Origin of the sequence: Streptomyces sp. NPDC015346, from assembly GCF_043078785.1 — a bacterium.
Lineage (GTDB): Bacteria > Actinomycetota > Actinomycetes > Streptomycetales > Streptomycetaceae > Streptomyces.
Window position 1 is genome coordinate 1,161,308 of the sequence record NZ_JBIBTW010000001.1, and the last position, 15,371, is coordinate 1,176,678.

The window sequence follows — 15,371 nt, forward strand, 5'->3', positions numbered from 1 at the left end:
CCGGGGGGTGTCACGCCCAGTCCCAGTCGATCCCCAGCAGCCCCGGCCGTACCCCCTGCTCCACCAGGTGCACCGTGCGGTGCCGCCCGACCAGCGTCAGGTCCGAGCGGCCGCCGCGCGGCGCTCCGGCCGAGGCCTGGGCGAAGCGCCGGCACCGCACCGGCAGCGCCGCCTCGTCGAACCGCACCTGGAGCACGTACTGCCCGCCGGCGAAGCTGAACCCCCGGACGTACTCCCCGCTCGGACCGCCCGTCCCGTCCTCGAAGCCGTACGAGAAGAGATACGTCTCCCCGGCCCGCAGCCGCGCGTCGAAGAGCAGCTCCGCGACCAGCACCCCCGTCTCGCGGTGCCAACGCACCCGGCCCCTACGACAGTTCTCCGCCGCCCGCACCTGCACCCGCGCCGGGTCGCAGCCCGGGTCACCGTGGTGGATGGCCAGATAGCGGTCGATCCCGTCCCGGTGCGCCCGCACCACATGCTGCGAGTCGCGCCCCACGAGCTCCCGCGCCGCCCCGATCCGTACCCGCTCGTGGTGGCCGACCGTGTGGAGCCCACCGTCCACCGGCGACTCGAGCTCGGCGAGCAGCCTCTCCACGACACCGGACACCTCGACCAGCGAGCGGTACGAGCGCCCCGCCGGACGCTCCACTTCGGCGCGCACGACGGAGTCCTCGGCCAGCAGCCGGATCAGTGAGTTCCCGGGCAGCTGGAGGACCTCCTCGAGCGCCCGCACCGCCTTCATCGACTCGGGCCGCTGGGGGCGCCGGGCACCCTGCTGCCAGTAACTGAGGCTGGTCACCCCGACCTTGACGCCCCGATGGGCGAGATGGTGCTGCACCCGCTGGAGCGGAAGGCCCCGCACCGCGAGCGCCGTGCGCAGCGCCAGGTGGAACGGTCCGGTGTGCAGCAACTGCGCCAGATCGGCCTCGGTGTGCTCCACGGGGACTCCTCAGTGAACATTCACGACGAAGACGGCGGACCGCCGCACCGCCGACGGCGGGCCCGCAGATGGCGCGCGGGCGCCCGTTCACACCCGCGTCCACGCGTTCACAGCGCGCCGTCACCCCGCATTGAAGCGTGTTGACCCGCGCCCCACAACGCTCGATGCTCCTCGACAGCGTCCGGACGCGCTCCTCCGACTCCCCACATCCCCACACACCCCCCGCCTCGGGAGGAACGCGATGCGCAGAAGAAAGCTGTCCTTCGCGGCACTCGCCGCTGCCGCCCTCTTCCTCGTCCCCACCACCTCGGCCTCCGCCGCCGCCCCGCACGAGGACGCGTCGGCCCTCGCGTACAAGCGCCTGAACATCACCATGCAGGCGCAGCAGAAGACCAACTGGTGCTGGGCCGCCGGCGGCAACACCATCGCCACCTGGTTCGGCCGCAACTACACGCAGAACCAGTTCTGCAACGCCGCCTTCAACCGCCAGCAGGGCTACGACTGCCCCAACAACCAGGCCACCCTCGGCAACGTCCAGACCGGACTGCGCTGGGCGGGCGTCAACCCCGGCTCGTACGTGACCGGCTGGCTGCGCTACCCGACCGTGCAGAGCGAGATCAACGCCGACCGCCCGATCGAGACACGGATCCAGTGGTCGAGCGGCGGCGGCCACATGCATGTGATCTACGGCTACGACGACGCGAACAGCTGGGTCTACTGGGGCGACCCCTGGCCCTCCAGCGACCGCTACAACTGGGCCTCGCACGCCTGGTACGTGGACAACGGCTCCTTCTCCTGGACCCACTCGCTCTACCGGATAGGGGCGTGACGACGATGACCCACGTACGTGCCGCGAGCGCCGGGCTCCTGTCCGCCCTCGCCCTCGTCGCCCTCGGTTCCGTCCCGGCCACGGCCGCCGAGGCCCCTCCCGCGGCCGAGGCCCCTCCCGCCGCGGGGCCCGAGCAGGCGGCCTCCGCCCCGGAGACCCTGGACACGCTCTCCCGTTTCTTCTCCCGCGACGGCGCCCTCGCGCGCTCCGCGGCCCGGCCCCGCATCGAGGGCGCCTCGGTGCCGGTACGGGTGCTCTCGCCGGACTTCGTGGCGGGGAAGGCGGGCGCGCCGGTGGCCCGGGTCGAGTTCCACGCGAGCAAGGCGGTCGCCTCGGACGGGCAGACCGCCTCGCTGTGGACCGTGCGGCAGGCCGACGGCTGGCGGGTGGTGAACATCGCCACCGGCGACGACGAGACCCGCTACGCGGCGCAGGGGGAGCGGACGCTGCCGGGCGGCGTCGTGTTCCGCGAGCCGCAGATCGACGCCTGGTATGTCCACAAGGGCACGAAGGTGCTCCCGCTGGACGAGGACGCGGTGCGCGCGGTCGGCGGCGACGGGACGAGCCTGGCCGCGTACCGGGAGCGGGTGACCCGGGCGTACGGCGACAAGCTGCCGGGCTCCGGTTACGCGCGCAAGGGTGCGGCCGGCGGCTACGACGCCCCGGCCCCCGCCCACGAGGAGCCACTCGTCACGGCCGCCTCCGCCACGGCGGGCGCGGGCGCGGCACTGGCCCTCGGGCTGCTCGGCACGGCGGCGTGGCGCCGCCGCCGGCCGGCGTTGCGGTCCCGGTCCCGCCAGGAACCCGCCGCCTGACGCCCGGGACACAGGGCAGGGCACACAGGGCAGGGCACATAGGGCAGGGCACGGCGGGCGAGCCCCCGCCGGGCCCCGCCCCCCGCCCCGCCCCCCGCCCCGCCCTCCGCCCCGCCGTCCGCCAACGAGCGCGGCATCCCTGACTGTCGGTCCCCGACAGTAGGGTGGGGAACATGGCCGACCCCTCCAGCTACCGCCCCAAGCCGGGACAGATCCCCGACTCGCCCGGGGTGTACAAATTCCGCGACGAGCACCGCCGGGTGATCTACGTCGGGAAGGCGAAGTCCCTGCGTCAGCGGCTGGCCAACTACTTCCAGCCGCTGACGAGCCTGCACCCGCGCACGGCCACGATGGTCACGACCGCCGCCTCCGTGGAGTGGACCGTCGTCTCGACCGAGGTCGAGGCGCTGCAGCTGGAGTACTCCTGGATCAAGGAGTTCGACCCCCGGTTCAACGTCAAGTACCGGGACGACAAGAGCTATCCGTACCTCGCCGTGACCATGAACGAGGAGTTCCCCCGCGTCCAGGTCATGCGCGGCAGCAAGAAGAAGGGCGTGCGCTACTTCGGTCCGTACGCGCACGCGTGGGCCATCCGCGAGACGGTCGACCTGATGCTCCGCGTCTTCCCCGTCCGCACCTGCTCCGCCGGTGTCTTCCGCAACGCCGCCTCCGCCGGACGTCCCTGCCTCCTCGGCTACATCGGCAAGTGCTCGGCGCCGTGTGTGGGCCGGGTCACGCCCGAGGAGCACCGGGAACTGGCCGAGGACTTCTCCGACTTCATGGCCGGCCGCACCGGCACGTACCTCCGCCGCCTGGAGAAGCAGATGACGGCGGCGGCCGAGGAGATGGAGTACGAGCGGGCGGCCCGGCTCCGCGACGACATAGAGGCGCTGCGGCGCGCCATGGAGAAGAACGCGGTCGTCCTCGCCGACGCCACCGACGCCGACCTGATCGCGCTCGCCGAGGACGAGCTGGAGGCGGCTGTCCAGATCTTCCACGTCCGGGGCGGACGCGTGCGCGGCCAGCGCGGCTGGGTCACCGACAAGGTCGAGGCCGTGTCGACGGCCGGGCTCGTCGAGCACGCGCTCCAGCAGCTGTACGGCGAGGAGAGCGGCGACGCGGTCCCCAAGGAGGTCCTCGTCCCGACCCTCCCCGAGGACCTGGACGCCGTCGCCCAGTGGCTCTCGGGCCGCCGCGGTTCCCAGGTCTCGCTCCGCGTCCCGCAGCGCGGCGACAAGAAGGACCTGATGGAGACGGTCGCGCGCAACGCGCAGCAGGCGCTGGTGCTGCACAAGACCAAGCGCGCCAGCGACCTGACCACCCGCTCCCGGGCCCTGGAGGAGATCGCCGAGGCCCTGGACCTGGACTCCGCGCCGCTGCGGATCGAGTGCTTCGACATCTCGCACCTCCAGGGCGAGGACGTCGTGGCCTCCATGGTCGTCTTCGAGGACGGGCTGCCGCGCAAGAGCGAGTACCGCCGCTTCCAGATCAAGGGCTTCGAGGGCCAGGACGACGTCCGCTCGATGCACGAGGTGATCAGCCGCCGCTTCAAGCGCTACCTCGCCGAGAAGGAGAGGACGGGGGAGTGGGCGCCGGAGGGCGTCGAGGACGCCGAGAGCACCGAGGCGGCGGAGGCGGCGGCCGCCGCCGGGGCCGGCGCTTCCGCGAACGGCGACCGCCCGACCGCCTCCGACGCGCCCCCCGGGCCGGACCTGACCCCCGGGCCGGACCTGACCCCCGGGCCGGACCTCACCCCCGGGACCGACGCGCCCCCCGTGAACGGCACCGGCACCGCCACCCGCACCCCCACCACCCCCGGCCCCCTCGCCTCCGGCGAGGTCCCCGTGGACGACGGGCGGCCCAAGCGCTTCGCGTACCCGCCCCAGCTCGTCGTCGTCGACGGCGGGCAGCCGCAGGTCGCCGCCGCCCGGCGGGCCCTGGACGAGCTCGGCATCGACGACATCGCGGTCTGCGGCCTCGCCAAGCGCCTGGAGGAGGTCTGGTTGCCGGGCGACGACGACCCGGTCGTCCTGCCCCGCTCCAGCGAGGGTCTGTACCTCCTCCAGCGGGTACGTGACACGGCTCACGACTTCGCCATCCGCTACCAGCGCTCGAAGCGGAACAAGCGCGTCAGGAGCAGCCCGCTGGACGCGATCCCCGGCCTCGGCGACACCCGCAAACAGGCGCTCATCAAGCACTTCGGCTCGGTGAAGCGGCTCCGGCAGGCGACAATCGAGCAGATCTGCGAGGTTCCCGGCATGGGCCGCAAGACGGCCGAGGCCGTGGCGGTGGCCCTCGCGCAGGCGGCCCCGGCCGCACCCGCCGTGAACACGGCAACAGGAGAGATCATGGAAGACGACGGGGGCAGCACCGCATGACCGCGCACGACCACGACCGGCACGACGAGCATGATCAGCACGGCGAGTACCAGCGAGAAGACGGAGCAGGACACGTGAGTACGGGCACGAAGAAGGCCGGCGAGACCGCCGACGCGGCGGCCATCCCCGAGCTGGTGATCATCTCCGGCATGTCCGGCGCCGGCCGGTCCACCGCGGCGAAGTGCCTGGAGGACCTCGGCTGGTTCGTCGTCGACAACCTGCCACCCGCGCTGATCCCCACCATGGTGGAGCTCGGCGCCCGCTCCCAGGGCAACGTCGCCCGGATCGCGGTCGTCGTCGACGTCCGCGGCCGGCAGTTCTTCGACGCCCTGCGGGAGTCCCTCGCCGCCCTCGACGCCCAGCAGGTCACGAGGCGGATCGTCTTCCTGGAGTCCTCCGACGACGCCCTCGTCCGGCGGTTCGAGTCGGTCCGCAGGCCCCACCCGCTCCAGGGCGACGGCCGCATCACCGACGGCATCGCCGCCGAGCGCGACCTGCTGCGCGAGCTGCGCGGCGACGCCGACCTGGTGATCGACACCTCCAGCCTCAACGTCCACGAGCTGCGCGCCAAGATGGACGCCCAGTTCGCCGGCGACGAGGAGCCGGAGCTGCGGGCCACGGTCATGTCGTTCGGATTCAAGTACGGACTGCCCGTCGACGCCGACCTCGTCGTCGACATGCGCTTCCTGCCCAACCCGCACTGGGTCCCCGAGCTGCGGCCGTTCACCGGTCTCAACGAAGAGGTCTCGGCGTACGTCTTCAACCAGCCGGGCGCCAAGGAGTTCCTCGACCGCTACACCGAGCTGCTCCAGCTGATCGCCGCCGGATACCGCCGCGAGGGCAAGCGGTACGTGACCATCGCGGTCGGCTGCACGGGCGGCAAGCACCGCTCCGTCGCCACGTCCGAGAAGCTCGCCGCGCGCCTCGCCTCGGAAGGGGTCGAGACCGTCGTCGTCCACCGGGACATGGGGCGCGAGTGAAGCCGTACCGCCGGCGTACGTCCACCCTCTCGGTGCGTACGCTCCGCAGGCGCGGCGCCCAGCCCAAGGTCGTCGCGCTGGGCGGCGGCATGGGTCTGTCGGCCTCCCTCGCCGCCCTGCGCCGGATCACCGGCGACCTCACCGCCGTCGTCACCGTCGCCGACGACGGCGGCTCCAGCGGCCGGCTCCGGGAGGAGCTGGGCGTGCTGCCCCCCGGCGACCTGCGCAAGGCGCTCGCCGCGCTCTGCGGGGACGACGACTGGGGCCAGACCTGGTCCCGGGTCATCCAGCACCGTTTCCAGTCCAAGGGCGAGCTGCACGAGCACGCGGTCGGCAATCTGCTGATCGTCGCCCTCTGGGAGCAGCTCGGCGACCATGTCCTCGCCCTCGACCTGGTCGGCAAGCTGCTCGGCGCGCACGGCCGGGTGCTGCCGATGTCCGCCGTGCCGCTGGAGCTCCAGGCCCTGGTCAAGGGGCACGATCCGGCGCGCCCGGAGGACGTGGACACCGTCCGCGGTCAGGCCACGGTGGCGCTCACGCCCGGTGAGGTGCAGTCCGTGCACCTCGTGCCGAACGACCCGCCCGCCGTGCCCGAGGCCGTGGCCGCGGTCAGGGACGCCGACTGGGTGGTCCTCGGTCCCGGCTCCTGGTTCTCCTCGGTGATCCCGCATCTGCTGGTGCCCGAGCTGCTCGACGCGCTCGTGGAGACCAAGGCCCGCCGGGTCCTCTCCCTCAACCTCGCACCGCAACCGGGAGAAACCGAAGGGTTCTCACCGCAGCGTCATTTGGAGGTTTTGGGACGACACGCCCCTAAACTCGCTCTGGACGTGGTGCTCGCCGACGAGGCCGCCGTGCCCGACGTGTCAGCCAGGCAGCCCCTCGTCGACGCCGCCAAGCGGCTCGGCGCCGCGCTCGAGCTGGCGCCGGTGGCTCGGGCCGACGGCGCTCCGAAGCACGACCCGGAGCTGTTGGCCGCCGCGTACGACCGTATTTTTCGGATGCATGGAAGGATCGGCCCATGGCGATGACGGCAGCGGTGAAGGACGAGATCTCCCGGCTTCCCGTCACCCGGACCTGCTGCAGGAAAGCGGAGGTCTCGTCGATCCTGCGGTTCGCCGGCGGCCTGCACCTGGTGAGCGGGCGGATCGTGATCGAGGCGGAGCTGGACACCGCGATGGCGGCGCGGCGGCTCAAGCGGGACATCCTGGAGATCTTCGGGCACAGCTCCGAGCTGATCGTGATGGCCCCCGGCGGGCTGCGGCGCGGCTCCCGCTTCGTCGTGCGGGTGGTGGCGGGCGGCGATCAGCTGGCCCGGCAGACCGGCCTGGTCGACGGCCGGGGCCGTCCCATCCGCGGGCTGCCCCCGCAGGTCGTCTCCGGCGCCACCTGTGACGCCGAGGCGGCCTGGCGCGGCGCGTTCCTGGCCCACGGCTCGCTGACCGAGCCCGGGCGCTCCTCCTCCCTGGAGGTGACCTGCCCCGGTCCCGAGGCCGCGCTCGCCCTGGTGGGCGCCGCGCGCCGGCTCTCCATCGGCGCCAAGGCCCGTGAGGTACGGGGCGTGGACCGGGTGGTCGTCCGCGACGGGGACGCCATCGGCGCCCTGCTGACCCGGCTGGGCGCCCACGAGTCGGTGCTGGCCTGGGAGGAGCGGCGGATGCGCCGCGAGGTCCGCGCCACCGCCAACCGCCTCGCCAACTTCGACGACGCCAACCTGCGCCGCTCGGCGCGCGCCGCCGTCGCCGCCGGCGCCCGGGTGCAGCGCGCCCTGGAGATCCTCGGCGAGGAGGTGCCGGAACACCTCGCCGCCGCCGGCCGGCTGCGCATGGAGCACAAGCAGGCCTCCCTGGAGGAGCTCGGCGCGCTCGCCGACCCGCCGCTGACCAAGGACGCGGTCGCCGGCCGGATCCGCCGTCTGCTGGCCATGGCGGACAAGCGGGCCCAGGACCTGGGCATCCCGGGGACCGAGTCCAACCTGACGGAGGAGCTGGACGACAGCCTCGTCGGCTGAGCCCCCTCTCCACCCCTCGTTCCGCTCAACTCACCGCTGCCGGTGCCTCCTTGAGGCACCGGCAGCGGTCTGGGTGAGGTCCGGACGCCGCGCCGTGGGCGCCCTTGACAGGGTCATGGCCTCCCGTGAGCCTGTCGTCTGTCCACTGTCGTGGCAGACAACAGCAAGGGGGGTTCATGAGACGCAGAGCGAGATCGATCCTCGCCGTGGCTTCACTGCTGATCGCGGGACTGGCGGCCGCACCCGTCGCCGGAGCGGAACCGAACGGTACGGACGGGACAGCCGGTGGCGACGCCCTGTCCGTATGGCGCGCGACGGTCAGCAAGGAGCAGGTGCCGCTGCTCCTCGAAGCCGGCACCGACGCCCACGAGTTGACCGAACAGGTACCCGACCGGGGTTCGGCCACCCTCGAGCTCTACCTCACCGAGGAGCAGGCGGGCCGGCTGCGCGGCAAGGGAGTCGAACTCGCCGAGCACACCCTCTCCCCCCAGGCCGAGAAGCGCGTCGCCGGCGCCGGGGACGGCGTCTTCCGCCCGTACGGCGGCCCGAACGGCCTCAAGCAGGAGATCCTCGCCACCGCCCAGGCCCACCCCGGCCTCACCAAGGTCGTCTCCATCGGAAAGACGGTCAAGGGCCAGGACATCCTCGCCCTCAAGCTCACCAAGGGCGCCAAGCGGGCCGCGGACGGCTCCAGGCCCGCCACGCTGTACGTCTCCAACCAGCACGCCCGCGAGTGGATCACCCCCGAGATGACCCGGCGGCTGATGCACCACTACCTCGACGGCTACGGCAAGGACGAGCGGATCACCCGGATCGTCGACACCACCGAGGTGTGGTTCGTGCTCTCCGCCAACCCGGACGGGTACGACTTCACCCACGCCGACCCCGACCACCGCCAGTGGCGCAAGAACCTCCGCGACAACAACGGCGACGGGCGGATCGAGGCGGGTGACGGCGTCGACCTCAACCGCAACTTCTCCTACAAGTGGGGCTACGACGACGAGGGTTCGTCACCCGACCCGGCCGACGAGACCTACCGGGGCACCGGCCCCATGTCCGAGCCCGAGACCAGGGCGCTCGACGCCTTCCAGCGGCGCATCGGCTTCCAGTACGGCATCAACTACCACTCCGCCGCCCAGCTGCTCCTCTACGGCGTCGGCTGGCAGGTCGCCACCGACACCCCCGACGACGTGGCCCTCAAGGCGCTCGCCGGCACCCCGCAGAAGTCCGCCGTGCTCGGATACCGCCCGCAGGTCTCCTCCGAGCTCTACACCACCAACGGCGAGGCCGACGGACACGCCGCCAACCTCAACGGGATGCAGATGTTCACCCCGGAGATGTCGACCTGCGCCACCGCCTCCCGCGTCGACCCGAACGACGCCTGGGAGCCCGCCGACTGCGCCTCCGTCTTCACCTTCCCCGACGACGAGAAGCTGATCCAGGCCGAGTTCGCCAAGAACGTCCCCTTCGCGCTCGCCGTCGCGGAGAGCGCCGCCCACCCGGACCGGCCCGTCTCCGTCACCGGCCAGGAAGCCCCCGACTTCACCCCGGACGCCTTCCCCACCTCCTACGCCCGGGGCGGCGACCAGGAGGTGTCCGTCACCGCCCGCAAGTCCCTGCGCTCCAAGGAGCTCAAATACCGGATCAACGGCGGCCGGACGCACTCCGAGCGCCTGGAGGCCTGGGAGGGCGGCGAGACCTACGGAGGCGAGGACAACCTCTACTTCGACCGGTACCGGGCCGAGGTCGAGGACGCCGAACCGGGCGACACCGTCGAGGTCTGGTTCACCGCCCGCACCCACCAGGGCAGGGCCACCTCCTCCACCCCGTTCACGTACACCGTGGCCGACCGGCCCCGCGGCGACGTCCTCGTCCTCGCCGAGGAGGGTGGCACCACCGCCGCCAGGCACACCGCGGCCTATGTGAAGGCGCTCGCCGACAACGGCCGCAAGGCCGCCGTCTGGGACGTCGCCACCCAGGGCGCCCCGCACCCACTCGGCATCCTGAGCCACTTCCGTACCGTCGTCTGGTACACCGGCGCCGAGCAGCCCTCCGGTCCGGTCATGCTCGCCGTCCGCGACTACCTCAACGAGGGCGGCAAGCTCGTCAACGCCGGCGAGAAGTCCGGCGGCCTCGTCGACATCGGCCGCGCCGACTCCAACGACTTCGCGCAGTATTTCCTCGGCGCCTACCACCGGGCCGGCCTGAAGAACCCGCCCGGCTTCGCGGGATCCGGCCGCTTCGGAGGCGTCTCGGCCGGCCTCGGGCCCGTCGCCGACAACCCGCTGGACGACGCCGGGGCGTACACCGTCACCTCGGACACCCTGAAGCCGGACCTCTTCCCGCACTTCGGCGACAGCGCGTCCGCGGGCGACTACCCGGGCGTCCGCACCCCCTTCGAGCCCTACGAAGGCGCGTACTTCGCGTCCGTGCGGCACGCGGACGACACCTGGAGCCGTCTCACCCGCACCGTCGACCTCACCGGCGTCGACGCCGCCGCCAAGCCCACCCTGACCTTCCAGGTCAGTTACGACACCGAGCCCGGCTACGACAACCTCGTCGTCGAGGCCCACACCGTCGGCCAGGACGACTGGACCACGCTGCCCGACGCCAACGGCGGCACCTCCACCGCCGCCCCGGCCGACTGCGGCGAGGGCTACTACGTCCGCGGCCACCCCTTCCTCGGCCACTACCTGACCGTGGGCGACGACGGCTGCGCCACCACCGGGACCACCGGCTCCTGGAACGCCTTCACCGGCCCGTCCAACGGCTGGCGGCACGCGTCGATGGACCTGAGCGCCTACGCGGGCAAGAAGGTCGAGCTGTCGATCGCGTACGTCTCCGACCCCGGTACGGGCGGGATGGGCGCCTTCGTCGACGACACCAGGCTCGTCCTGGGCGGCACGGCGGCCGACGGCGAGGGCTTCGAGACCGCGCTCGGCGCCTGGTCCGTACCGGGCCCGCCGGCCGGCAGCCCCGGGAACGGCGCCGAGTGGGCGCGCTCCACCGGCCTCTTCCACTCGCAGGCCGCCGTCACCACCCGCGACACCGTTCTCCTCGGTTTCGGCCTGGAACACGTGGGTAGTGCGGCGGAGCGCGGGGCACTGATCCGCAAGGCGCTCGGCACGCTGCACGGCTGAGCGGCTACCCGCCCTTTTGATCACAGTCAGTGATCGGGACGAAAGGCGCACCGTGGCCCTAACCCGTCGGTAGTTACGGGCCACGGTGCATTTATCGGTCTTACGGCTGCACGCGATGTCACTCTGAGGCGACGGGAGAGGTAGGGTCGTAAGCGGTCGGGGACATCCCTAAAAGAAACTCGCCGGCGTCGAAACCGGCGTACCTAACGAGGAGATCGGTTCGTGACGATCCGCGTAGGCATCAACGGCTTTGGCCGCATCGGTCGCAACTACTTCCGCGCGCTCCTTGAGCAGGGTGCCGACATCGAGATCGTGGCTGTCAACGACCTGGGTGACACCGCGACCACTGCTCACCTGCTGAAGTACGACACGATCCTGGGGCGCCTCAAGGCCGAGGTCACCCACACCGCCGACACCATCACCGTCGACGGCCACACCATCAAGGTGCTCTCCGAGCGCAACCCGGCCGACATCCCCTGGGGCGAGCTGGGCGTCGACATCGTCATCGAGTCGACCGGCATCTTCACCAAGAAGGCCGACGCCGAGAAGCACATCGCCGGTGGCGCCAAGAAGGTCCTCATCTCGGCTCCGGCCAAGGACGAGGACATCACCATCGTCATGGGCGTCAACCAGGACAAGTACGACGCGGCCAACCACCACGTCATCTCCAACGCCTCCTGCACCACCAACTGTGTGGCGCCGATGGCCAAGGTCCTCGACGAGAACTTCGGCATCGTCAAGGGCCTGATGACGACGGTCCACGCGTACACCAACGACCAGCGCATCCTGGACTTCCCGCACTCCGACCTGCGCCGCGCCCGCGCCGCCGCGGAGAACATCATCCCGACCACGACCGGCGCCGCCAAGGCGACCGCTCTGGTCCTCCCGCAGCTCAAGGGCAAGCTGGACGGCATCGCCATGCGCGTCCCGGTCCCGACCGGATCGGCCACCGACCTGGTCGTGACCCTGCAGCGCGAGGTCACCAAGGACGAGGTCAACGCCGCGTTCAAGAAGGCCGCCGACGACGGCGACCTCAAGGGCTTCCTGACCTACACCGAGGACCCGATCGTGTCCTCGGACATCGTCGGCGACCCGGCCTCCTGCACCTTCGACTCCTCCCTGACCATGGTCCAGGAGGGGAACTCGGTGAAGATCCTCGGCTGGTACGACAACGAGTGGGGTTACTCCAACCGACTCGTCGACCTGACCGTCTTCGTCGGCGGTCAGCTCTGAGTCTCAGGACAGGCACCCCTTGATGTGAGCGCAGGGCTCGGACAGCGTAACGTCGCGCTGTACGAGCCCTGTCTCGTGTGCTCCACCGCGTTCCAAGGAGTCAGGACAAGATGAAGACGATCGACGAGCTTCTCGCCGAAGGCGTCGCCGGCAAGCGGGTATTCGTCCGCGCCGACCTCAACGTGCCGCTGGACGGCACCACCATCACCGACGACGGCCGCATCCGTGCCGTCCTCCCGACGGTCAAGGCGCTCGCCGAGGCCGGCGCCCGCGTCGTGGTCGCCTCCCACCTGGGCCGCCCGAAGGGCGCCCCGGACCCGGCGTTCTCGCTCGCCCCCGCCGCCGCGCGCCTCGGCGAACTGCTCGGCGCCGACGTGGCCTTCGCGACCGACACGGTCGGCGATTCCGCCACCACGACCGTCGCGGGTCTCACCGACGGCCAGGTGGCCGTCCTGGAGAACCTGCGCTTCAACGCCGGCGAGACCTCCAAGGACGACGCCGAGCGCGGCGCGTTCGCGGACCGGCTCGCCGCCCTTGCCGACCTCTACGTCGGCGACGGCTTCGGCGCCGTGCACCGCAAGCACGCCTCGGTCTTCGACCTCCCGGCCCGCCTTCCGCACGCCGCCGGGTACCTCATCGCCACCGAGGTCGGCGTCCTGAAGAAGCTCACCTCCGACGTCAAGCGCCCGTACGTCGTCGTCCTCGGCGGCGCCAAGGTCTCCGACAAGCTCGCCGTGATCGACGAGCTCCTCGGCAAGGCCGACCGCCTCCTGATCGGCGGCGGCATGGCGTACACCTTCCTCTACGCCAAGGGCCACGAGGTCGGCATCTCCCTGCTCCAGAAGGACCAGGTCGACGTCGTCAAGGAGTACATGGCGCGCGCCGAGAAGAACGGCGTGGAGCTCGTCCTCCCCGTGGACGTGCTGGTCTCCTCCGAATTCCCCGACCTGAAGACCAAGGCCCCGGCCGTCTTCGAGACCGTCGACGCGGACAAGATCCCCTCGACGATGGAGGGCCTGGACATCGGCCCGAAGACGCGTGAGCTCTACGCGTCGAAGATCGCCGACGCCGAGACCGTGTTCTGGAACGGCCCCCTGGGCGTGTTCGAGCACCCCGACTACGCGGGCGGTACCACCGCCATCGCGCAGGCCCTCGTCGACAGCGACGCCTACACCGTCGTCGGCGGCGGCGACAGCGCCGCCGCGGTCCGGATCCTGGGCTTCGACGAGAACGCATTCGGCCACATTTCGACCGGCGGCGGCGCCAGCCTCGAATACCTCGAGGGCAAGACGCTCCCCGGCCTCGCCGCTCTGGAGGACTGAGAAAAAGTGAGTTCGCGTACCCCGCTGATGGCGGGCAACTGGAAGATGAACCTCAACCACCTCGAGGCCATCGCGCACGTCCAGAAGCTCGCCTTCGCCCTCACCGACAAGGACTACGACGCCGTCGAGGTCGCGGTCCTGCCGCCCTTCACTGACCTGCGGTCCGTCCAGACCCTGGTCGACGGCGACAAGCTCAAGATCAAGTACGGCGCCCAGGACCTCTCGGCGCACGAGTCCGGTGCCTACACCGGCGAGATCTCGGGCGCGATGCTGGCCAAGCTGAAGTGCGCCTACGTCGCCGTGGGCCACTCCGAGCGCCGGCAGTACCACGCCGAGACCGACGAGGTCTGCAACGCCAAGGTGAAGGCCGCGTACCAGCACGGTCTGACCCCGATCCTGTGCGTCGGCGAGGGCCTGGACGTCCGCAAGGCCGGCCGGCAGGTCGAGCACACCCTCAGCCAGCTCGACGGCGCTCTGAAGGACGTCCCGGCCGAACAGGCCGAGTCCATCGTGATCGCCTACGAGCCGGTGTGGGCCATCGGCACCGGCGAGGTCGCCACCCCCGAGGACGCCCAGGAGGTCTGCGGCGCGATCCGCGGCCGCCTCGCGGAGCTGTACTCCCAGGAGCTGGCCGACAAGGTCCGGATCCAGTACGGCGGCTCGGTCAAGGCCTCCAACGTGGCCGCGATCATGGCGCAGCCCGACGTCGACGGCGCCCTGGTGGGCGGCGCGGCGCTGGACGCGGACGAGTTCGTCAAGATCGTCCGCTTCCGCGACCAGTGACCCGGCGTGATCGGCCGGTGCGGCGACCGGTGAGTATGCCGTAGCGGCGATCCGTCGTACCCTTGCGGGGGCCGAGCAGGCGTGCAGCGCCTTTCGGCCCCCGTTGTTCGTCTCCATCCGGGAAATGCCAGGAAGTAGGGTCCAGCCGTGGTTATGGGGTTCTCGATCGCCCTGATCGTCTTCAGCGCGCTGCTGATGCTGCTCGTGCTGATGCACAAGGGGAAGGGCGGCGGTCTCTCCGACATGTTCGGCGGCGGTATGCAGTCGTCCGTCGGTGGCTCCTCGGTCGCCGAGCGCAACCTGGACCGGATCACCGTCGTGATCGGTGTGCTGTGGTTCGCGTGCATTGTCGTACTCGCTCTTCTGATGAAGCTGGACGGCTGAGCGCGGCAGTTTGTAACTCCAATCACTGGACGCGCGTTGGGCCTTACGTAGACTGGGGCATCTTCGAGCACCATCACGCAGGGAGTTACGACCGTGGCAAGTGGCAACGCGATCCGGGGAAGCCGGGTCGGAGCGGGGCCGATGGGGGAGGCCGAGCGGGGCGAGTCGGCACCGCGCCTCCGCATCTCCTTCTGGTGCTCGAACGGGCACGAGACGCAGCCGAGCTTCGCCAGTGACGCGCAGGTCCCGGACACGTGGGACTGCCCGCGCTGTGGCTTCCCGGCAGGCCAGGACCGGGACAACCCGCCGGACCCGCCCCGCACCGAGCCGTACAAGACGCACCTCGCGTACGTACGCGAGCGGCGCAGCGACGCGGACGGCGAGGCGATCCTCGCGGAGGCGCTCGCCAAGCTGCGCGGCGAGATCTGAGCGTGGTGTGACGGTGTGAAGGTGTGACGAAAGGGCCCTGCCCGCGAACCGAGTTCGCGGGCAGGGCCCTTTCGCGTGAATGCGCACTCTGTCGGAGCGATCAATTAGGTTGGAAGGGCAGCGGGGCAAG

13 protein-coding genes are annotated in these 15,371 nt (G+C 71.2%); 12 read left to right on the forward strand and 1 reads right to left on the reverse strand.

All coding sequences use genetic code 11. The features are described from left to right. Positions 1 to 10 precede the first annotated feature (10 nt). Positions 11 to 940: a hypothetical protein gene (locus tag ACF06X_RS05245; protein ID WP_392285785.1), complete on the reverse strand. Its 930-nt coding sequence runs from the start codon at positions 938 to 940 to the stop codon at positions 11 to 13. Positions 941 to 1,181: 241 nt separating this feature from the next. Between ACF06X_RS05245 and ACF06X_RS05250 the strand changes: the two genes are divergently transcribed. From ACF06X_RS05250 to ACF06X_RS05305, 12 genes are all read left to right on the forward strand, one after another. After that, positions 1,182 to 1,769 carry a papain-like cysteine protease family protein gene (locus ACF06X_RS05250; protein ID WP_392285786.1) on the forward strand — a complete coding sequence of 196 codons (588 nt, stop codon included), beginning with the start codon at positions 1,182 to 1,184 and terminating at the stop codon, positions 1,767 to 1,769. 5 nt (positions 1,770 to 1,774) lie between these two features. Further along, positions 1,775 to 2,584: a hypothetical protein gene (locus tag ACF06X_RS05255; RefSeq protein WP_392285787.1), complete on the forward strand. Its 810-nt coding sequence runs from the start codon at positions 1,775 to 1,777 to the stop codon at positions 2,582 to 2,584. A gap of 173 nt (positions 2,585 to 2,757) precedes the next feature. Beyond that, positions 2,758 to 4,962 carry an excinuclease ABC subunit UvrC gene (gene uvrC, locus ACF06X_RS05260; protein ID WP_392285788.1) on the forward strand — a complete coding sequence of 735 codons (2,205 nt, stop codon included), beginning with the start codon at positions 2,758 to 2,760 and terminating at the stop codon, positions 4,960 to 4,962. Then, complete coding sequence (gene rapZ / locus ACF06X_RS05265; protein ID WP_392285789.1) at positions 4,959 to 5,942, forward strand: RNase adapter RapZ; 984 nt, start codon at positions 4,959 to 4,961, stop codon at positions 5,940 to 5,942. The genes uvrC and rapZ overlap by 4 nt, the downstream gene beginning before the upstream one ends. After that, complete coding sequence (gene yvcK / locus ACF06X_RS05270; RefSeq protein ID WP_392285790.1) at positions 5,939 to 6,970, forward strand: uridine diphosphate-N-acetylglucosamine-binding protein YvcK; 1,032 nt, start codon at positions 5,939 to 5,941, stop codon at positions 6,968 to 6,970. Before rapZ ends, yvcK begins: the two co-directional genes overlap by 4 nt. Then, entirely contained in the window at positions 6,961 to 7,950 is a 990-nt protein-coding gene (whiA, locus tag ACF06X_RS05275) for a DNA-binding protein WhiA (RefSeq protein ID WP_073806627.1), read from the forward strand. Before yvcK ends, whiA begins: the two co-directional genes overlap by 10 nt. Positions 7,951 to 8,126: 176 nt before the next feature. Further along, on the forward strand, positions 8,127 to 11,090 hold the full coding sequence (locus tag ACF06X_RS05280; RefSeq protein ID WP_392285791.1) for a M14 family zinc carboxypeptidase: 2,964 nt from the start codon (positions 8,127 to 8,129) through the stop codon (positions 11,088 to 11,090). 222 nt (positions 11,091 to 11,312) lie between these two features. Then, the gene (gene gap / locus ACF06X_RS05285) at positions 11,313 to 12,323 is read left to right on the forward strand and encodes a type I glyceraldehyde-3-phosphate dehydrogenase (RefSeq protein ID WP_392285792.1); all 1,011 of its coding nucleotides are present in this window, start codon (positions 11,313 to 11,315) and stop codon (positions 12,321 to 12,323) included. Between the two features lie 110 nt (positions 12,324 to 12,433). Continuing rightward, complete coding sequence (locus ACF06X_RS05290) at positions 12,434 to 13,645, forward strand: phosphoglycerate kinase (protein ID WP_392285793.1); 1,212 nt, start codon at positions 12,434 to 12,436, stop codon at positions 13,643 to 13,645. Between the two features lie 6 nt (positions 13,646 to 13,651). After that, on the forward strand, positions 13,652 to 14,428 hold the full coding sequence (tpiA, locus tag ACF06X_RS05295; RefSeq protein WP_392285794.1) for a triose-phosphate isomerase: 777 nt from the start codon (positions 13,652 to 13,654) through the stop codon (positions 14,426 to 14,428). Positions 14,429 to 14,581: 153 nt separating this feature from the next. Beyond that, positions 14,582 to 14,812, forward strand: coding sequence for a preprotein translocase subunit SecG (gene secG / locus ACF06X_RS05300; protein ID WP_392285984.1), 231 nt, complete (start codon positions 14,582 to 14,584; stop codon positions 14,810 to 14,812). A gap of 93 nt (positions 14,813 to 14,905) precedes the next feature. Further along, positions 14,906 to 15,241 carry an RNA polymerase-binding protein RbpA gene (locus tag ACF06X_RS05305; protein WP_003957010.1) on the forward strand — a complete coding sequence of 112 codons (336 nt, stop codon included), beginning with the start codon at positions 14,906 to 14,908 and terminating at the stop codon, positions 15,239 to 15,241. Positions 15,242 to 15,371 lie beyond the last annotated feature (130 nt).